This is a genomic window from Shewanella schlegeliana (assembly GCF_016765635.1).
Lineage (GTDB): Bacteria > Pseudomonadota > Gammaproteobacteria > Enterobacterales > Shewanellaceae > Shewanella > Shewanella schlegeliana.
The window spans coordinates 360,493-379,551 of the sequence record NZ_JAESVD010000004.1 but is presented as its reverse complement, the minus strand read 5'-3'; the positions used below and the strand labels follow the sequence as shown (position 1 = coordinate 379,551).

15 protein-coding genes are annotated in these 19,059 nt (G+C 46.6%); 12 read left to right on the top strand and 3 right to left on the bottom strand.

Translation table 11 applies throughout. The annotated features are described in order from the left end of the window. Window positions 1-41: 41 nt before the first annotated feature. Window positions 42-3,146 (bottom strand): efflux RND transporter permease subunit, encoded by a 3,105-nt coding sequence (locus JMA39_RS09340; protein ID WP_202721603.1) that lies wholly within the window; start codon window positions 3,144-3,146, stop codon window positions 42-44. 9 nt (window positions 3,147-3,155) lie between these two features. Next, the gene (locus JMA39_RS09335) at window positions 3,156-4,259 is read right to left on the bottom strand and encodes an efflux RND transporter periplasmic adaptor subunit (RefSeq protein WP_202721602.1); all 1,104 of its coding nucleotides are present in this window, start codon (window positions 4,257-4,259) and stop codon (window positions 3,156-3,158) included. A gap of 636 nt (window positions 4,260-4,895) precedes the next feature. Here JMA39_RS09335 and ompW point away from each other — a divergent pair. Next, complete coding sequence (gene ompW / locus JMA39_RS09330) at window positions 4,896-5,543, top strand: outer membrane protein OmpW (RefSeq protein ID WP_202721601.1); 648 nt, start codon at window positions 4,896-4,898, stop codon at window positions 5,541-5,543. Between the two features lie 93 nt (window positions 5,544-5,636). Here ompW and JMA39_RS09325 read toward each other — a convergent pair whose 3' ends face one another. Then, window positions 5,637-6,410, bottom strand: coding sequence for an SDR family NAD(P)-dependent oxidoreductase (locus JMA39_RS09325; protein WP_202721600.1), 774 nt, complete (start codon window positions 6,408-6,410; stop codon window positions 5,637-5,639). A gap of 216 nt (window positions 6,411-6,626) precedes the next feature. Between JMA39_RS09325 and JMA39_RS09320 the strand changes: the two genes are divergently transcribed. The 11 genes from JMA39_RS09320 to JMA39_RS09270 all read left to right on the top strand — a co-directional run bounded on the left by JMA39_RS09320 (window position 6,627) and on the right by JMA39_RS09270 (window position 18,961). Then, on the top strand, window positions 6,627-7,028 hold the full coding sequence (locus JMA39_RS09320) for a YbaY family lipoprotein (protein WP_202721599.1): 402 nt from the start codon (window positions 6,627-6,629) through the stop codon (window positions 7,026-7,028). Window positions 7,029-7,104: 76 nt separating this feature from the next. Beyond that, entirely contained in the window at window positions 7,105-8,052 is a 948-nt protein-coding gene (gene metA / locus JMA39_RS09315) for a homoserine O-acetyltransferase MetA (RefSeq protein ID WP_202721598.1), read from the top strand. Window positions 8,053-8,391: 339 nt separating this feature from the next. Further along, window positions 8,392-9,582 carry an acetyl-CoA C-acyltransferase gene (locus JMA39_RS09310; RefSeq protein ID WP_202721597.1) on the top strand — a complete coding sequence of 397 codons (1,191 nt, stop codon included), beginning with the start codon at window positions 8,392-8,394 and terminating at the stop codon, window positions 9,580-9,582. A 190-nt stretch (window positions 9,583-9,772) separates the two neighbouring features. Then, a complete protein-coding gene (locus tag JMA39_RS09305; protein ID WP_202721596.1) occupies window positions 9,773-11,272 on the top strand; it encodes a CoA-acylating methylmalonate-semialdehyde dehydrogenase in 1,500 nt (499 codons plus the stop codon). Window positions 11,273-11,445: 173 nt separating this feature from the next. Then, a complete protein-coding gene (locus JMA39_RS09300) occupies window positions 11,446-12,603 on the top strand; it encodes an acyl-CoA dehydrogenase family protein (RefSeq protein ID WP_202721595.1) in 1,158 nt (385 codons plus the stop codon). A 51-nt stretch (window positions 12,604-12,654) separates the two neighbouring features. Continuing rightward, window positions 12,655-13,464 carry an enoyl-CoA hydratase gene (locus JMA39_RS09295; protein ID WP_202721594.1) on the top strand — a complete coding sequence of 270 codons (810 nt, stop codon included), beginning with the start codon at window positions 12,655-12,657 and terminating at the stop codon, window positions 13,462-13,464. After that, a complete protein-coding gene (locus tag JMA39_RS09290) occupies window positions 13,464-14,633 on the top strand; it encodes an enoyl-CoA hydratase/isomerase family protein (RefSeq protein ID WP_202721593.1) in 1,170 nt (389 codons plus the stop codon). Before JMA39_RS09295 ends, JMA39_RS09290 begins: the two co-directional genes overlap by 1 nt. Window positions 14,634-14,753: 120 nt before the next feature. Next, a complete protein-coding gene (mmsB, locus tag JMA39_RS09285) occupies window positions 14,754-15,680 on the top strand; it encodes a 3-hydroxyisobutyrate dehydrogenase (protein ID WP_202721592.1) in 927 nt (308 codons plus the stop codon). A gap of 11 nt (window positions 15,681-15,691) precedes the next feature. Continuing rightward, window positions 15,692-16,450 carry an SDR family oxidoreductase gene (locus JMA39_RS09280; protein WP_202721591.1) on the top strand — a complete coding sequence of 253 codons (759 nt, stop codon included), beginning with the start codon at window positions 15,692-15,694 and terminating at the stop codon, window positions 16,448-16,450. A gap of 172 nt (window positions 16,451-16,622) precedes the next feature. Next, entirely contained in the window at window positions 16,623-16,850 is a 228-nt protein-coding gene (locus JMA39_RS09275) for a hypothetical protein (protein WP_202721590.1), read from the top strand. 77 nt (window positions 16,851-16,927) lie between these two features. Continuing rightward, a complete protein-coding gene (locus JMA39_RS09270) occupies window positions 16,928-18,961 on the top strand; it encodes a S9 family peptidase (RefSeq protein ID WP_202721589.1) in 2,034 nt (677 codons plus the stop codon). Window positions 18,962-19,059: the final 98 nt, after the last annotated feature.

Genomic DNA, 19,059 nt, shown 5'->3' with positions numbered 1-19,059 from the left:
CCCTTTTTGATGTTAATAAACATTGGATTATTGAGCTTTCACTATACAGGTGTGGGCTGAATGCCATCACTCGCTGCATTTGGCTGTTCATCAAATCCTTCATGGTATTTATGATTACTTGCGATATACGTGTACATCACTGGTAGAACAAACAGGGTGAACAGTGTCCCAACCGCAAGGCCTGCAACAATCACTAAACCGATATTGTAGCGCGAAGCGGCGCCCGCTCCACTTGCAAATAATAATGGAATAAGTCCTGCTATCATCGCAGAGGTTGTCATCAGAATTGGGCGAAGTCTGACTGTGGCGGCTTCAACGATGGCATCATGTTTTGAAGCCCCTTTTAATATCTGCTCCTCTTTGGCGACCTCACACATTAAAATACCGTGTTTGGTTATCAGCCCCACTAGCGTAATTAACCCTACCTGTGAGTATATATTTAGTGATGTCTCACCAGAGACATGTGTCCAACCAAGAGCGATTAACGCACCGCTAATAGCCAGAGGCACGGTGAACATGATCACTAATGGATCGCGTACACTCTCAAATTGACTGGCTAATACCAAAAAGATGATGGCAAGCGCGAGAGCAAAGGTGACATACAATGAGCTGCCTTCCTCAACAAATTGACGAGCCTCCCCCATAAATGTGTATGTAAATCCTGGAGGTAAATCTGTTTTCGCGAGTTGCTCGAAATAAGCTATAGCATCTCCCATTGCGACGTTGGGAGCTGGTACTGCCTCAACCGATATGGAGTTCATTTGATTGAAATGGGGTAAGGATTTAGCGTTACCATTGACGCTATAGCTGACTAGGCTAGACAAAGGGATAGCGGTGCCATTTTGCGCAGTAACATAAAACTGGTCAATTAACTTAGGGTTAGCTCTATAGACGCGTTCCACTTGGGGGATGACCTCGTAAGAGCGGCCATCAATATTAACTCTATTGATGTAGCCTCCTCCCATCATGGTGCCGAGTGTCGAGCCGATTTCTTGCATAGTTACACCATAAGCACCAGCAGCCTCACGATCTATTTTTAGCTGTACCAAACCAGAATCATATTTAAGGTTCAAATCGGTATAAACGAGCAGTGGGCTCTTCTTTGCTTTTTCCAGTAACTTATTACCAATACTATAAAGGGTTTCAAAGCTTGCAGGGCTAGTGATAACAAACTGAATAGGTAAGCCTCCTGATGCGCCAGGAAGTGATGGCATTTGGTAAGCGGTTGCAGTAATACCGGGGATTTTTTTAGCTTGTTTATTCACGTTTGCAGAGATCTGTTTTTGGCTGAGGTCTCTATCACTCCAAGGGACTAGGGGAGCGATGGCAAGGCCTTGGTTGCTTGTTGGCACACCAATCAAGGCGAGTGACGCTTCTACTTGCGGTTGCTTAGAGACAATCTGAGTAATGAGCTCCATGTTGGCTTGGATATAGTCATTATTCGATGTTGATGGCGTAGTACCTATCACGACCACAACCCCTTGGTCTTCATCGGGCGCGAGTTGAGAAGGAATAAAACTAAAAATGATGGGGAGCGATACGAGTACGATGACCGCAAATAAAACGATGGCCCGCTTATGATCGAGTACAGTAAGAAGCATTTTGTGATAGCGGGCAGTTAAGCCGCCGAGAACACGTTCAACTGTCTCTTCAAACTTACTAGGTTGAGTGTGGGGTTTGAGCATCTTTGAACACATCATTGGAGACAGAGTCAGTGCGACAAAGCCTGATATAACCACCGAACCTGCGAGCGTAAGGGCAAACTCTTTGAATAGTGATCCTGTAATGCCTCCCATTAATGCTATCGGGGCATAGACGGCCGCTAACGTGATGGTCATCGATATGACAGGGACGGCAATTTCACGGGTCGCAACCAATGCCGCTTCTAACGGTTTGCTGCCCATTTTGATATGCCGATCGACATTTTCGACCACCACAATCGCATCATCAACCACTAAACCAATTGCTAAAACCATGGCAAGCAAGGTCATCAGGTTAAGGGTAAAGCCGAAAACTTGCATAACGGCTATCACGCCAATTAATGAAAGTGGGATAGTGATAATAGGAATGATGACCGCTCGAAAGGAACCAAGAAATAGCAAGATCACTACAATGACAATGACTGCAGCTTCAGCAATGGTCTTCACCACTTCCTCAATGGAGTCTGTAATGGCTAAGGTAGAGTCATAGATGAGGGTTGATTGAACGGTGGTTGGAAGATTCTTCTCTATCAAAGCAAACTTGGCACGTATCCCCTTTGCCACATCGAGTGGGTTGGCCGTTGGAGTGGCATTAATACCGATAATAACCGCTTCTCGGCCGTTAGCCAGAGCTCGAGTGCTGTCACTGCTTTTTCCGAGGCTAATATCTGCCACATCTTGCAGCTGAACCACTTGGCCGTTGTCACTTTTAATGACTAACTTTTTGAGCCCGTCAACTGTGTCTACCTGACTGTTAATTGTGCCGTTAAGAATGGTTAAACTGCTATTAAACTGACCGACTGCAGACTGATAGTTATTTTGTTGTAACACACTGATTAAATCGGCAGTGGTTAGATTATATTGCCCTAACTTTAAAGGATTAGGCCATATGCGTAGCGCGAAAGGGGTACCGCCCATCATTTGAATGTTGGAGACGCCGTTAACAGTTGATAATTGGGGGTTAACCACTCTTTCAAGGTAATCGACGATTTGACTGGAGTCGAGTTCTTTACTGAAAAAAGAGATATACATGATGGATGTTGTCGCCCCTGTCGATGAGGTGACTGATGGATTATATGCTTCTTTAGGTAGCTGGTTTGTCACAGAGTTTATTTGAGATAATACGTTTGCTAGCGCCTCCTCAGGATTAGTATTGAGTCGCATGTTTAAGATGATCGTCGAGGTGCCAAGTTGGCTTGATGAAGTCATAAAATCAAGGTTGTCTACTTGGGACAAGGCTTGCTCTAAGGGTTGAGTGATGAATCCCTCAATTAATTCTGCATCGGCGCCAGGGTAGGGTGTCGTTACGGTAATGACCGTATTGGTCATCTCTGGATATTGTCTGACCTGCAGATCTTTCATCGCATTGAGGCCAAGAATAAAAAGTAAAATACTCAGTGAAGCGGCCATGACTGGACGATGAATAAACGTGTCGGTGAAATTCATATATCGCTCCTACAGCTTCGGCATTTTATCTGAGGGCGTAATCGGGTTCGGTGTCACGCTGACTTTAGTGTTGTTACCAAGATTGAGAATACCGGTTGTGACCACTTCCTGACCAAACTTTAAGTCACCTTTTATTAACGCGTAGTTACCATTTCTTTGTAATATGTCAACGGTTACCTGATCAACTCGTGTGTCATCACCTTGTTTATCGATCACAAATACAGAGTTGCCATATAAAGCAAATACAATGGCTGTTTGCGGTACTACAAATTGCTGCTCTAGGCTACTTAAGGCAACACTGACCTCAGCAAACATACCACCGCGCAATGTTTGATCATCATTAGGTAGCTCTGCTTGAAGCATCACTAAGCCCGTTTTGTAATTTATCACAGGCTCAATGGCGTTAATTTTTCCTGGGTATACTCGATCAGGGTAGGGGTCAACGGTTAATGAAATAGGCTGACCAACACTCAGTTTACCTATTTGAGATTGGGGGACGCTGAAACGCACTCGCATTACTGACAAGTCTTCTAGACGAACAATATTAGTGCCTGCTGAAAGGAATTGTCCAAGGTTGATATTTCTAATACCAAGTACGCCGTTAAATGGGGCTTTGATTTGGCGAAGATCGATATTTGCTTGAAGGCTTTCTATGTTGGCCTGTAACGCTTCGTATTTCGCCTGGGCTGCCTGTAAACTTTGCTGTGAAATGGATTTGTCACGATAAAGCCTAAGCTGTCTGTTGTAATCATCTCTTACTGCTGGTAATTGTACTTCTTGCTCTTTAAGCTGTGCGGCTTGCACGGATGAGTTGATATTGACTAAGGTTGTATTGGCTTTGGCTACATCACCATTTTCAAAATTAATCGCAGTAACCAAGCCAGCCACTTCATTAGAGATATTGACCCCTTGATTAGGTTCAATATAACCAATGGCTTTAATGTTTTGGTCCCAAGTATTAGGGGTTAATTTCTCAACTGTCACGGGATACACAGGTTCAGGGAGGTTGGCGAGGGTGGTCGCTATTTTCTTATTAACAAAAAGGTTAAAACCAATCACGCTTCCAAAGGCGAGTACAGCAACAGTTACTATCCCTATGCCCCATTTGTTCATATCCCAATCTCCAGTAGTAAAGTGTTTTTCTTAACAATAAATATAGTGATTCATATAAAACATAGGATTAATTGATACGACCAGCAAGAATATAACGATGATTTAAGTTAGAGAGCCTTATGGAATGCCTTTGGCTTAAATTTTTACCTTACTCTCACTCACCATATCCCGTTCAACATAATGAGTCCGACGATTTATTCACTTCCCGTTACAAGCCTTTATTACGGACTATCTACAGGTGTTCATCTGTGACCGAGATAGCGAATCTAAAGAAATGATTAAACCTTATTGGTTGTTGTATCGGATGTTGCGAACAATCTTGCTACTCCTAATTTACTCGGCGGATTTAAGGCATAAAAATCCGCGGATAAGTCGATTAGTCTTTATCATCCCTCTTTACTTTTATGTCGGATTATTAAATGTGCTAAGCGTGCATTTATCACAAAATTCAAAGGTGTAACATCAATGAATGTTCTGTAGGTGTGATCTAGATCGCTTTTAGCTATCACTAAATAGGTATTCGACTCCCGCATTGATCTGGATCAAAATTTAACCTTGTTAGATCAGGCAGGATGCGTTCAATTGTAAGGATATTGATAATAAAAGCAGCGTTAAGTGTTGTATTAATGGAGTAGTATGATGAACAAAAAAATCGTTTCTAGCTTAATTGCCACCGCCCTTCTAACAACAGGTTTCACCTCTTCTGCATTAGCTCACCAAGCAGGCGATATCATCGTCCGTGCAGGTGTTGCTGTTGTTGCACCAAATGAATCTAGCCAAGATGTTCTTGGGCTCGGTGAATTCGGTGTAGAGGATAATACCCAGCTAGGTTTAAATTTTGGCTATATGCTGACTGACAACATTGGTATCGAATTGTTAGCAGCTACGCCATTTTCTCACGATATTACATTGGGCGAACTCGGTAAGATTGCTGAAACTAAGCACTTGCCGCCAACGCTAGTTGCACAGTACTACTTCGGTGACGCACAATCTAAACTCCGCCCTTATATCGGTGCAGGTGTTAACTTCACTAATTTCTTCGATAACGAATTCACCAATGACTTAAATGGTGCTTTGACTGATCTGAGCATGAGTAACTCATGGGGCTTAGCAGCACAAGTAGGTTTAGATTATCAAATCAATGATAGCTGGTTGGTTAACGCATCTGTTTGGTATGCACAGATCAGTACAGACGTTAAGTTTAACTTTGTTGGCGATGCTCAGAAAGTTGAAACAGATATCGACCCATGGGTTTATATGATTAGCGTAGGTTATACCTTCTAATCTTCGACAGATAAGTTGGACCGTTCCCACCCATAAAAAAGGAGCCGTTTGGCTCCTTTTTTATGTTTGTATAATACAATGACTCTAGGCGTTCTATTTAGACGCTTTCTTTGCTGCACGCTCAGCTTTCTTCTGCGCTTTAGTTTTCCAGTGGCGAGTATTGTAAACAAATTCAGGTAAGCCTTTAGTTAGCCATGCCACTAGACGCCAGCGCTTAGTCACGTAAGCTCGACGCTTACCCGCTTTCATCGCTTTAATAATTTGACCAGCTACGACCGGAAGTGGCGATAACCACAGACGGTTTTGCTGCATAGCCGCTTTATCTAGCATGCCTAACTGAATATCGGTGATAGTGATTGGCAACTTCAAACGCTGGGCATGCATGCTCAAACCTTCGAAGTAGTTCTGCGCATAAGCTTTTGAAGCATGATAGGCCACACTTGGGCCGCCTCGCAGACCGGCAATAGAGTTAATCGCGGCTAATTGACCATAGCCTTGATCACGAAATAGTCTAAAGGCCGTATTGCAAATGGCCGAAAAGCCTTGCACATTAACTGTGATGATATCTTGCTCTGGCTGCCAAGGCAGTTCTGGATCGTAATGGGTTAACCCAGTATTGACCAAAATAAGGTGAGCACCGCCAAGGGATTGCCAAACGGCATTCAGGGTACTGATAATGGCTTCTGGCTCATCGATTTGTAGTGGGAAAACTTGCGCCTTAGTGGGCAAGGATTGGCTAAACTCGATAAGAGATTGTGGATCTTGTGCTAATAGGGCCAGTTCAACGCCTTCATCTGCAAGTTGTTTTGCAATTTCACGGCTAAGTAATGAGCTAGCGCCCACAATTATTGCAGTTGCTTGTGTCATATGGGTATTCGACTTCGAATAGGTAACTTATCATAGAAAGATAAGTGTATTAGAACAAGATTAATTGTCTGTTGCTGTGATGCGGATAGTGAGAATGCACTTTCTTGATTAAGCATCTGTGTGGATGCGTGAAAGACTTTTTGATCAACTGATATAAAATTCAAGTACGGACATATAGACTTCTAGAAGTCTTAATGTATTATTAGGAGCGTAAATATGAAACAGTGGTTTAAGCCTTTATTACCTTTAGCGGTAGCAGCAAGCATGTTGACTGGTTGTGCAACATCCAATGCTGTGGTGGAGATCCATGGTGAGGTTTGGTACAAGGAGCGAATGGCGCTACCAGAAGATGCAGTGATCAGCGTTCAGGTTCAAGATGTGTCGCGAATGGATGCACCTGCTGAAGTGATTGCCGAATTCGAGCGTAATGATGTTAGTACCCCGATTCCATTCCAGTTTTTAATTAATAGAGATCAATTTGAAGATGGCCACACCTACAACATAGGTGCCCGTATCACGCTAGATGACAAATTGATGTTTATTAATACCCAGGCTTACCGAATCGATCTGGACTCGAGTGAGCCAATGTCTGTATTAGTACAGAGGGTGGCACGTTAACTAAATTAGCTGTGAGTTAGTCTAGCTGGCGCGTCTCTTTCTGATAGGTTAAATAATTAGAATAAAGAGGCGCGTTATGCCGGTTAAAATCCCCGACGATCTGCCCGCTGCAGAGATCTTGGAGTCAGAGAATATCTTCGTTATGTCCGAAACTCGGGCGGCGCATCAAGATATTCGTCCAATGAAGGTATTAATCCTTAACTTAATGCCTAATAAGATTGAGACCGAAACCCAACTGCTACGCCTCTTAGGTAATACTCCCCTGCAAGTCGATGTGGATCTGCTACGTATTCACGATAAAGCCTCCAAGCATACTTCTATCGATCATATGAATAACTTCTATCGAGACTTTGAGCAGGTCAGGCAGAAAAATTACGATGGCCTGATCATTACCGGCGCCCCTCTCGGGCAGATAGAATTTGAAGAGGTATCGTACTGGGACCATATCCGCGAGATCATCGATTGGTCGCAGCAGCATGTTACCTCGGTACTGTTTTTGTGCTGGGCGGCGCATGCGGCGCTGTACCACCTATTCGGTCTAAACCGCTCACTGCTAACAACAAAACGCTCTGGAGTATTTACCCATAAGCGCACCTGTGAGCATTATCCCCTGCTGCGTGGCTTCGATGATGAATTTTTTGCGCCGCATTCCCGCTTTGCTGAGATGGATATCGAAAAGCTAAAGGCGCACCCAGAGCTTCAGGTTTTGACCGAGTCAGAGGCCGCTGGTGCCTATATGGTGCTCAGCAAAAGCAATCGTAACCTGTTCGTGATGGGGCATCCCGAGTATCAGAAATCGACCTTAAAAGATGAGTACCTGCGGGATTTAGCCCAAGGGTTAACGCCGGAAATACCACAAAACTATTTTACAAATGACGATCCCGAGCAAGCGCCAATAGCCCGTTGGCATAGCCATGGCAGTTTATTAGTGAGTAACTGGCTTAACTACTATGTCTATCAGCTGACGCCCTATAATCTCGATGATATGACGGGCATAACCCCTTGGGAGTCCAAGGAGTTATAGCTTTAGTCATCACTAATAAGCCGATACAGCAACAGCGTATCGGCTTTTTTGTTTCTGACAACCGTGACTCAATACCTCTGTCATTACTTAGTCGATACTGCTCATCTTTGTGTAAATTCTATGTGACATCTCAACCCTATACTTTGGTAGATATTTGACCAATAACTGCTTGCTTTACGTTCGCGTAAACGTCAGAGTGTTAAATGTTGAGCAAGATCACACTTATGTTAGCTAGGCGATAGCCTGAGAACGGTCAACAAACTATGTCGCACAATCCTACACCCGCGCGACTTTGGACGGTTTCTAATAGAGGTTAACTAGCGTATTACCGGAGTAATTATGAGTTCAGTTCAGTCAAACCAAGATATTGTTATTGTTGCAGCAAAGCGTACCCCCATGGGGGGATTCCAAGGCGCGTTGTCCACTGTTAGCTCTCCTAAATTAGCGGCGACGGCAATTCAGGGCGTGATTGCGCAAACAGAACTTGCCGGTGAGTTGGTAGATGAAGTCTTGATGGGCTGTGTATTGCCAGCAGGTCTAGGTCAGGCACCAGCAAGGCAAGCGACACTGGGGGCAGAGCTGCCACTATCGGTAGGTGCAACCACAGTCAATAAGGTATGTGGCTCGGGTATGAAAACCGTGATGCTAGCCCATGACTTAATTAAAGCGGGCAGTGCAAATATTGTGATTGCTGGTGGCATGGAAAGCATGAGTCAAGCGCCTTATTTGCTTGATAAAGCCCGTGGCGGTATGCGCATGGGCCATGGCAAGGTGATGGACCATATGTTCCTTGACGGTCTCGAAGATGCCTATACGGGGGGGGCCATGGGGACATTCGCACAAAATACTGCCGATGACTTTAAACTTACCCGCGAGCAGATGGACAGCTTCGCGCTGAGTTCACTGGAAAAAGCTAATGCTGCTATCGGCTCGGGGGCGTTTAGCAATGAAATTACCCCTGTTACCGTATCGAACCGCCGCGGCGATGTCGTGGTCGATATCGATGAGCAACCCGGTAATGCACGCCCTGATAAAATTCCTACCCTGCGACCAGCCTTTGCTAAAGACGGCACGATTACCGCCGCGAACTCAAGCTCTATCTCCGACGGCGCAGCCGCATTGATGCTAATGACTCGTGGCCAAGCAAATGACTTAGGGCTTGATGTGCTAGCCACGATTAAGGGCCACACCACCCATGCACAAGAGCCATCAATGTTCACTACTGCGCCAGTGGGCGCCATGAATAAACTGCTTGAAAAAGTGAGTTGGAGTAAGGATGAGGTAGATCTTTACGAGATCAACGAAGCCTTCGCCATGGTGACCATGTTGGCTATTTCCGAACTTGGGCTCGATGCCGGCAAAGTCAATGTGAATGGTGGTGCCTGCGCACTGGGTCATCCTATTGGTTGCTCGGGGGCACGTCTACTCGTCACCTTGATTTACGCCCTAAAAGCCCGTGGCCTTAAGCGCGGTGTAGCGTCACTTTGTATTGGCGGCGGTGAAGCAACGGCGATGGCTCTTGAGCTATAGGGCTTCTTATTAAAGGTAAACAAGCGATAAGCGACAGTATTCAACAAGACTAATTCAACAAGACAGGGTCGAACTTAGGACCAAGGCCTTAACGGCAGTATTGCAGTTAAGGCCAATATAAAAATCTGGCCAAGTTTAATCATCATTTTGCAATAGCCCTAAAAACGGCATTGCCAAAGTAGGAAGCGATATGACAACTCAAGTGAAGCATTACATCGACGGTGAATGGGTATTAGGCCAAGGCGAAAAGCAGATAGCGGTAACCAATCCAGCTAATAATGAAACCATTGCAGTGGTTAATGCTGCAGTCGATGCCGAAGTATTAACGGCTGTTGCTAGCGCAAAACAGGCCTTTCAAACTTGGAAAGAGGTGCCAGTTTCTGAGCGTGCTCGGGTCATGCTGAGATACCAGTACTTGCTAAAAGAACATCACGATGAGATAGCAACTATTCTTGCCCAAGAAACCGGTAAGACATTCGATGATGCCAAAGGGGATGTTTGGCGTGGTATTGAAGTTGCTGAGCATGCCTGCAATATCGCCTCGATGATGATGGGCGAAACTGTTGAAAATGTCGCTCGTTCAATCGACACCTACAGCTACACTCAGCCACTTGGTGTATGCGCGGGTATTACCCCGTTTAATTTCCCGGCGATGATTCCGTTGTGGATGTTCCCTCTAGCCATTGCTTGCGGTAACACCTTCGTGCTTAAACCGTCAGAGCAAGATCCTATGACGCCGCAGCGCCTGATTGAATTGTTTGAAGAGGCCGGCGCGCCAAAAGGTGTAGTACAGCTGATTCATGGTGATAAAACTGCGGTGGATATTCTGCTTTCTCATCCAGATATCAAAGCCATCTCATTCGTCGGCTCGGTGAATGTGGGTCAATACATTTATAAAACCGGTACCGATAACCTAAAGCGTGTACAGGCCTTTGCAGGCGCGAAAAACCACTGCGTGATCATGCCAGATGCCAACAAGCAGCAGGTGATCAATAACTTAGTTGGTGCTTCTGTTGGCGCGGCGGGTCAACGCTGTATGGCGCTGTCTGTTGCAGTATTTGTCGGCGCGGCGAAAGAGTGGATCCCAGAGCTTAAAGACGCGATTGCTAAGGTAAAACCTGGTCTTTGGAATGATAAAGATGCCGCCTACGGTCCTGTGATCAGCCCCGCAGCTAAGCAGCGTATCCTTGGCCTAATCGCTAGAGGTAAGCAAGAGGGGGCAGATTGCCTACTCGATGGCACAGACTTTACCGTTGAAGGTTATGAGTCGGGTAACTGGGTTGGCCCGACTATGTTCGATAAGGTCACTACCGACATGAGCATCTATCAAGAGGAGATCTTCGGCCCCGTGCTTTGCTGTATGAATGCCGAGTCTCTTGAAGAAGCGATTGCAATTGTAAATGACAGCCCTTACGGCAATGGTACCTCTATCTTTACTGCCAGCGGCGCTGCGGCGCGTAAATATCAGCATGAAATAGAGGTGGGGCAGGTTGGGATTAACGTGCCAATTCCTGTACCGCTACCTTTCTTCTCATTTACTGGCTGGAAAGGCAGCTTCTATGGCGATCAGCACGCCTACGGAAAGCAAGCGGTGCGTTTTTATACCGAGACGAAAACCATCACAGCCCGTTGGTTTGAGTCCGATATTGCAGTGGCTTCCGCGCCGAATATGACAATCGAGCTTAAGTAAGGCATTAGACGGTTTACGCTCCGGCAACCTCTTTGAAGAGGGAGATTGTTGGAGTGCAAAATCTCATTCAAAAATTAATAGAGGTCAGCAGCAATAGATGCCTGCTTAAGACCCACAGTCTGCAGACCTAGAACCTAGGCTGAGGCAATAGATAGCACAACAGGAGTACCCAGATGGATTTCAACCTGAATGAAGACCAACGCCAATTTAGCGATCTTGCGCAGCAGTTTGCTGCAGAAGAGTTAGCACCGTTTGCTGGCAAGTGGGATGAAGAGCATCACTTTCCAAAAGATGTGATCCAAAAGGCGGGAGAGCTAGGTTTTTGCTCACTGTATTCGCCAGAATCTGAAGGTGGAATGGGACTATCGCGTTTAGATTCATCGATTATTTTTGAGCAGCTGTCCATGGGCTGTACAGCAACCACAGCCATGCTCACTATTCATAATATGGCCACTTGGATGGTGACCAGCTTTGGTGGTGAAACATTGCGTCAAGAGTGGTCAGAGTCACTGACCACAGGAGAGAAGTTAGCATCATATTGCTTAACAGAGCCAGGGGCGGGTAGTGATGCCGCCGCGCTGCAGACCAAGGCGGTACGTGATGGTGATGAGTACGTGATTTCTGGCTCAAAAGTCTTTATCTCTGGCGCCGGAGCTACCGAGCTATTAGTGGTGATGTGCCGCACCGGAGGCGCAGGAGCTAAAGGGATCTCGGCGATTGCGGTTCCAGCCGATGCAGCAGGCATTATCTATGGCAAGGCGGAAGATAAGATGGGCTGGAACGCTCAGCCAACTCGTGAAATTACCTTTGAAAATGTGCGTGTTCCAGTCGCTTATCTATTAGGTGAAGAGGGACAAGGTTTTACCTTCGCCATGAAAGGGCTTGATGGCGGCCGCATTAATATCGCCACCTGTTCAATCGGTACCGCTCAAGCGGCACTCGAACGTGCGACTCAATATATGAATGAGCGTAAGCAGTTCGGTAAGCCTTTGGCGGCATTTCAGGCGCTGCAGTTTAAGCTTGCCGATATGGCAACCGAGCTGGTAGCCGCCCGTCAGCTAGTGCGTCTAGCCGCTTTTAAACTCGATCAACAAGATCCAGAAGCCACCGCATACTGCGCCATGGCAAAACGCTTTGCCACCGATATCGGATTCCAAGTCTGTGATGCGGCACTGCAAATTCATGGCGGCTATGGTTACATTCGAGAGTACCCACTAGAGCGCCACGTGCGTGATGTGCGAGTACACCAAATATTAGAGGGAACCAACGAAATCATGCGATTGATTATCTCTCGCCGTTTATTGGATGAAAATGCGGGCACGATTCTTTAGGCCGTTTTCGTCAGCTTTAAATTGATTTTAGCTTTATAAAAGGAGTTATCTATGTCTCTTGAGAATGACAACACGTTAGCGACAGAGAAGTCTCTGTTAATTGAACAGATTGTTGGTCACACAGCAGTGATTAGCATGAACAATCCACCTGCCAATACTTGGACCGCACAAAGCCTGCAGGAGCTAAAGCAAAAAGTCATCGCCCTCAATGAAAACAAAGAGGTATATGCCTTAGTGATCACCGCCGAAGGTGACAAGTTCTTCTCAGCGGGTGCGGATCTAAAACTGTTTGCCGACGGTGATAAGCAAAATGCCGCCGATATGGCGCGATATTTTGGTGAAGCCTTTGAAACCTTGAGTACCTTTCGCGGCGTTTCTATCGCGGCCATTAACGGTTACGCCATGGGCGGTGGCTTAGAGGTGGCGTTAGCTTGTGACCTACGTATTTGTGAAGAGCAGGCGCAAATGGCACTACCAGAGGCCACCGTTGGCCTACTGCCTTGTGCGGGCGGCACCCAAAATCTCACCGCGCTGGTGGGGGAGGGCTGGGCTAAGCGGATGATTCTATGTGGTGAGCGTATTAGTGCAGAAAAAGCTGAGCAGATAGGCCTAGTCGAAGAGGTAGTTGTGCAGGGCAATGCCTTTAACGCAGCTATGGCGCTGGCTGAGAAAGTGGCGAATCAGAGTCCAAGCAGTGTTAAGGCGTGTAAGCAGTTGGTTCAAGCGGGCCGCAGCATGCCAAGATCGCAAGTGCTACCATTAGAGCGAGAATATTTCGTCAATCTATTTGATACGCAAGATCAGGCCGAAGGGGTGAATGCCTTCTTAAACAAGCGTAAAGCGAATTGGAAGAATGGTTAATGAGTGGAGCTAATTTGAACGCTGCAGTGATAAATGCTGCAGCCGAACAAGTGCTATTTAGCACTTTAGCGACTGACAGTGGCAAGCGAGTCGGTGTTGCGACACTCAATATTGAAAAGGCCCTCAATGCGCTAAATCTAAACATGGTGCAGCTGTTAACCGCTCAGCTCACGGCGTGGCGTGATGATGACAATATTGTTGCCGTGGTACTCGATGGTGCGGGCGAGAAAGCCTTTTGTGCTGGCGGTGATGTGCGCGCTATTTATCAAGCGTCAGTGACGACACAGGGGGAAGTAACCGAGGCGGCAACAGAATTCTTTAAGCAGGAGTACGAGCTAGATTATTTGCTGCATCGCTTTGGTAAACCTGTGGCTGTTTGGGGCGATGGTATCGTCATGGGCGGCGGCTTAGGTTTGATGATAGGTGCGAGCCACCGCATTGTTACCGAATGCTCGCGTATCGCCATGCCTGAAGTGACGATAGGTTTATATCCTGATGTGGGCGGTAGTTATTTCCTCAATCGCATGCCAGGTAAGAGTGGCCAATTTTTGGGGATGACGGCCTATAACATGAGCGGCGCCGATGCACTTTATGTGGGCATAGGTAATCACTACCTCAACCATGATGATAGAGCGGCATTTTTTGATGCATTAGTTGGCGTTAATTGGTGCGATAGCCAAGCGGGTAACCATCAAGCCTTACATGACGTGCTCGATAAGATGCGAAACCAATGTAGCGTGCCTGTCGCTGTGAGCGTGATCGAGCAAAACCAAGGGCTTATCGATGAGCTAATGGCAGGCTCGCTCGATGAGATCATGTCTCAGGTGAGTAGTTTAGATGAGCAAATAACGACAACACATCCTTGGTTAGCGAAAGCGATTAAGACCCTATTAGCAGGCAGTCCAATCAGCTTAAGTCTGGTGCATCTGCAGTCAGGACTGGGTGAAGATCTGAGCCTAGCCGATTGTTTTAAGCTAGAGCTTGGCTTAAGCGTTAACTGCTGTGCTAAAGCCGACTTTGCCGAAGGGGTTCGTGCGCTGCTTATCGATAAAGACCGTAATCCACAGTGGCGCTTTGCCGATATTGCATCGATCCCACAGGGCTATGCACAAGAGCTGCTGCAGTCGCCTTGGGATGATAAAAATCACCCGCTTAAGGCTATGGGCTAACGAATAGATTAACTCTGTGCAGAGGCGATGCCTCGATAGAAGATAAACGCGAGCGGTGAGTCATATTGCCGCTATAAGGGATTAAGTACCAAGCACTCACAGGGTGAGTTGGAGCGAATAATGAGTACTGTTGCATTTATTGGTTTGGGAAACATGGGCGGCCCGATGGCAGCCAATCTAATTAAAGCGGGCTTTACCGTTAAAGTATTCGATCTGGTGTCAGCAGCAATGCAGGCATTAGCCGAGCAAGGTGCGCTCACGGCGACAAGTGCCTGCGGCGCAGCAGCCGGGGCTGACATCGTGGTGACCATGCTACCAGCAGGTAAGCATGTGCGTAGTCTTTACGTGACTGATGCTACAAGCACTGATGACACAAATAAAGGCCTTATCGATGTGGTAGCGCCAGGAACCTTGCTTATCGATTGCTCAACCATAGATGCAGACAGTGCACGCTTTGTGGCAGAGCATGCGGCCAACAAGGGTCTTGAGTTTATCGATGCGCCAGTTTCAGGGGGCACCGCAGGTGCGGCCGCTGGCACACTGACCTTTATTTGTGGCGGCAGCGATAAGGCATTTGAGCAGGCGCAGGGCGCACTGAATGCTATGGGGGCGAATATCTTCCATGCAGGCGGCCCCGGTGCTGGGCAAGTTGCTAAAATATGTAATAATATGCTGCTTTCGGTCTTGATGGTTGCCACATCGGAATCGCTACAGATGGGAGTCGATCATGGACTCGATCCTAAGGTGTTATCCGATATCATGAAAGTCAGTAGTGGTGGCAATTGGACGTTAGATAAATATAATCCTTGTCCAGGAGTGATGGAATCGGTTCCTTCTTCAAACGATTATCAAGGCGGCTTTATGGTCGACTTGATGGTGAAAGATTTAGGGCTTTCACAAGAGGCGGCATTGTTATCTAATTCAAGCACACCTATGGGCGCATTAGCGCGTAGCCTCTATGTGAATCATGCGAAGCAGGGTAACGGTAAACGAGATTTTTCGAGTATTTTTGAGCAGTTTGCTCAGTCAAAGCAGATAAAAAAATAAAGGGTGTTCCAATGGATTTAAAAGATAAGGTTGTTGTTATTACTGGTGGTGCAGGTGGACTAGGTTACGCCATGGCGGAGAATTTAGCGGCTGCAGGAGCCAAACTAGCACTTATCGACGTTGACCAAGAGAAGTTGGAAAAAGCCTGTGCCAATATAGGCGCAACTACCGAAGTTCAAGGCTACGCCGTTGATATTACCGATGAAGAAGATGTGTTTGCCACTTTCCAATTCATTAAAGAAGATTTTGGTCAGGTTAATGTGTTGGTGAACAATGCGGGTATTTTGCGTGATGGTCTGCTGCTAAAGGCAAAAGAGGGTCAGGTATTCGACCGTATGTCGTTCGATCAATTCCAATCGGTGATCAACGTTAACCTAACGGGGTCATTCCTATGTGGTCGTGAAGCGGCTGCGGCTATGATTGAGACCAAGCAGGAAGGGGTGATTATTAACATCTCTAGCCTTGCTAAAGCGGGCAACGTGGGTCAGACCAACTACGCAGCATCGAAAGCGGGCGTGGCGGCAATGAGCGTGGGTTGGGCGAAAGAGCTTGCCCGTTATAATATCCGTAGCGCGGCAGTGGCACCGGGTGTGATTGAAACTGAGATGACGGCGGCGATGAAGCCTGAAGCACTCGAGCGTCTAGAAAAAATGGTACCAGTAGGACGTTTAGGCCAAGCAGAAGAGATCGCATCGACGGTTCGTTTTATCATTGAAAATGACTATGTTAACGGCCGCGTCTTTGAAATCGATGGTGGCATTCGCTTGTAGGTTTAGGTTTGGTGCAAGAGATCGTATCGACAGTACGTTCGTTTGTAAGCACTGACTGAAAACGACAAATAACGGGCTTAGGCCCGTTTTTTTATGTGAGAATACAGCGATTTGAACAATCGCTTAGCAATAGGTCATAATAGCTTCATTGTAGAAGGAGTATGGCAGTAAAATGGATAAGCTAGAAAGAGCGACAAAATTGATGATGCTGGTCGTAGGTTGTGTCGGTCTATTGGTGATCTATTTTGGTTTTTTTTATCTTCTTTTTACGGGCAGAAGCACAGCGGCTACTCCTTGGTATATCCTGTTATCACCTTGGGTTTGTATCTTTTTTGGTTTAAGCCAGAAAAAGCAGTTGGCTGTTATTCGATGGTTTGTGAGTAAATGGAGCCGAAAGTGAGCCGTTTGCTTCATGTGCCATCATTGAGTTCGTCGAGTGAATTTGAGTTTTTAGGGACGCAATTTTTAGGTATAAAAATGAAAGCCATTAAAACTACATTGTTAGCGTTAGCCAGTCTATTAAGCCTAATAGGCTGTGACAATGCACCTAAACAGAGTGAAGCCATTACTCCAAAAACGGCTATTGAAGGGGGGCGTGTAGCCGAATTCGGTAGCTGGGCTTCTCCGGTAACACCGGAAGATGTGTATGATCTCACCGATGATATCACTGATGTGCGCGCGACATCTCAAGGCATTTATTTCGTTCAATCTAATGCCAATAATGAAGATAAGAAAGGCGTATATCGGTTAGAGCTCGATGGCAGTGCCAGTAAGGTGATATCGTCAAACTTCGATATCCGTAGTCGTGTCCATGAGTATGGGGGCTCGCCCTTTGCCGCAATAGGAAATAGCTTGTTTGCGACAAAGTTTTCTGACCAAATTTTATATCGAATTGCGCCGAATCAAGCGCCCTTTCCCCTAACACCCAATGGCACTCGCCATGCTGGCTGTATCTCAAACCCAAAAGCCTCACGACTCATCTGTATTCGTGAAGACCATCGCGGCAAAGGTGAGCCGGTAAATAGCTTAGTTGGTATTAACTTAAGCTATGCCGATGAAGGCGTCACACTGGTGTCTGGCGCCGATTTTTACTCTATGCCAGTGCTCTCTCCCGACCAAAGTCAGCTGGCGTGGGTATCGTGGCAGCACCCGAATATGCAATGGGACCAAACTCAGTTGTGGATCGCCGATATCGATGCTAAAGGGGCGATTCAAAATCCTCGGCAGATAAAAACCGAGCAGAAAGGGGCCATTACACAACCTCTATATAGCCCGACAGGTCAGCTCTACTTTATCGCCGATTTCAATAATTGGTGGAATATTTATCGGTTAGATGAGGCGCTTGAGGTTGAGATTGTTTTAGAGAAGCAAGCCGAGTTTGCCGATGCAGACTGGCGAGTCGGCAAGTATAGCTACGCCTTTGAAAATGAACACTCACTAGTGGCAAGTTTTAGTCATGAAGGCCAAGCAAACCTAGTTCGTATCGATACCATGAGTGGCACAATCGACCCGATAGCGGTGGACTTTGCCGAGATAGGTTACGTAACTCAGCATGAAAGTGAAGTGTTGTTTGTCGGTGCCAAGGAGACGCCAGAGAAGGGCATTTATAAGATTCAGGGCCGGTCTGCACAGCTTGTTTATGCTCCAGAACTGCCGGTGATGGATCCTAACTTTATCTCAAGAGCCCAGAGTTTGAGTTTTAAAACCGCGGGTGGGCAGACAGCCTATGGCTACCTTTATCAGCCCAAGAACCCAAACTTTCAAGGCCCTCGAAATCAAGAACCGCCATTGGTGATGATGATGCATCCTGGTCCGACGGCAAAAGCAAGCCGCGCCTTTAGACGGGATATTCAGTACTGGACTAGCCGAGGTTTTGCGGTATTTGATGTGAATTACCGTGGCAGTACTGGTTTTGGTCGGGATTATCGCAACAGCCTCTATGGTAATTGGGGCAAGTCAGATGTCGAAGATGCGGTACGAGCCGCAGGCTTCTTGGTCAACAGTGGCTATGTCGATGGCCGTAAGCTGGCGATAAGAGGTAACCGTGCTGGTGGCTTTACCGCACTGTCGGCTGTGGCCTTTTATAGTACCTTCGGCGCGGGCGTGAGTTACTCTGGGATCAGCGATATGGAGGAGTTTAAGCGCCACTCCCATAAGTTTGAGTCGCACTACTTAATGCGATTGCTTGGCAATATGGACAAATATCATCAGCGCTCAGCCATGTCCAACATTAAAGGCGTGAACGAGCCTTTACTGCTAATTCAGGGGGTGAATGACTCGCTTATTCCTGCCGAACAGTCATTGATAATTTATCAAGCGGTAAAAAACAAAGGTGTGCCTGTTGCCTATCTTGAGTTTAATGAAGATGCAGCAAATAGGGTTTCTGCCAAGAGTAAGAAGCGAGCACTGGAAGCCGAACTCTCTTTCTATGGCCAGATCTTTGGCTTTACTCCCGCAGGCAGCTTGCCGGCTTTAGCGATAGAGAATATCGATAATTTACGTCGCCGATAGTTTGTAAATAGTTTGAGGTAGGTAGTGGGTAGGTTCGGCTGTGAGTATGGACACTGCAAACCGACCATAACGATAGAGAATATCGACAGTATTGAGAA

Coding starts and splice junctions, on each gene's coding strand:
- JMA39_RS09340 (WP_202721603.1), bottom strand. CDS start 3,146: ATGAATTTCACCGACACGTTTATTCATCGTCCAGTCATGGCCGCTTCA.
- JMA39_RS09335 (WP_202721602.1), bottom strand. CDS start 4,259: ATGAACAAATGGGGCATAGGGATAGTAACTGTTGCTGTACTCGCCTTT.
- ompW (WP_202721601.1), top strand. CDS start 4,896: ATGATGAACAAAAAAATCGTTTCTAGCTTAATTGCCACCGCCCTTCTA.
- JMA39_RS09325 (WP_202721600.1), bottom strand. CDS start 6,410: ATGACACAAGCAACTGCAATAATTGTGGGCGCTAGCTCATTACTTAGC.
- JMA39_RS09320 (WP_202721599.1), top strand. CDS start 6,627: ATGAAACAGTGGTTTAAGCCTTTATTACCTTTAGCGGTAGCAGCAAGC.
- metA (WP_202721598.1), top strand. CDS start 7,105: ATGCCGGTTAAAATCCCCGACGATCTGCCCGCTGCAGAGATCTTGGAG.
- JMA39_RS09310 (WP_202721597.1), top strand. CDS start 8,392: ATGAGTTCAGTTCAGTCAAACCAAGATATTGTTATTGTTGCAGCAAAG.
- JMA39_RS09305 (WP_202721596.1), top strand. CDS start 9,773: ATGACAACTCAAGTGAAGCATTACATCGACGGTGAATGGGTATTAGGC.
- JMA39_RS09300 (WP_202721595.1), top strand. CDS start 11,446: ATGGATTTCAACCTGAATGAAGACCAACGCCAATTTAGCGATCTTGCG.
- JMA39_RS09295 (WP_202721594.1), top strand. CDS start 12,655: ATGTCTCTTGAGAATGACAACACGTTAGCGACAGAGAAGTCTCTGTTA.
- JMA39_RS09290 (WP_202721593.1), top strand. CDS start 13,464: ATGAGTGGAGCTAATTTGAACGCTGCAGTGATAAATGCTGCAGCCGAA.
- mmsB (WP_202721592.1), top strand. CDS start 14,754: ATGAGTACTGTTGCATTTATTGGTTTGGGAAACATGGGCGGCCCGATG.
- JMA39_RS09280 (WP_202721591.1), top strand. CDS start 15,692: ATGGATTTAAAAGATAAGGTTGTTGTTATTACTGGTGGTGCAGGTGGA.
- JMA39_RS09275 (WP_202721590.1), top strand. CDS start 16,623: ATGGATAAGCTAGAAAGAGCGACAAAATTGATGATGCTGGTCGTAGGT.
- JMA39_RS09270 (WP_202721589.1), top strand. CDS start 16,928: ATGAAAGCCATTAAAACTACATTGTTAGCGTTAGCCAGTCTATTAAGC.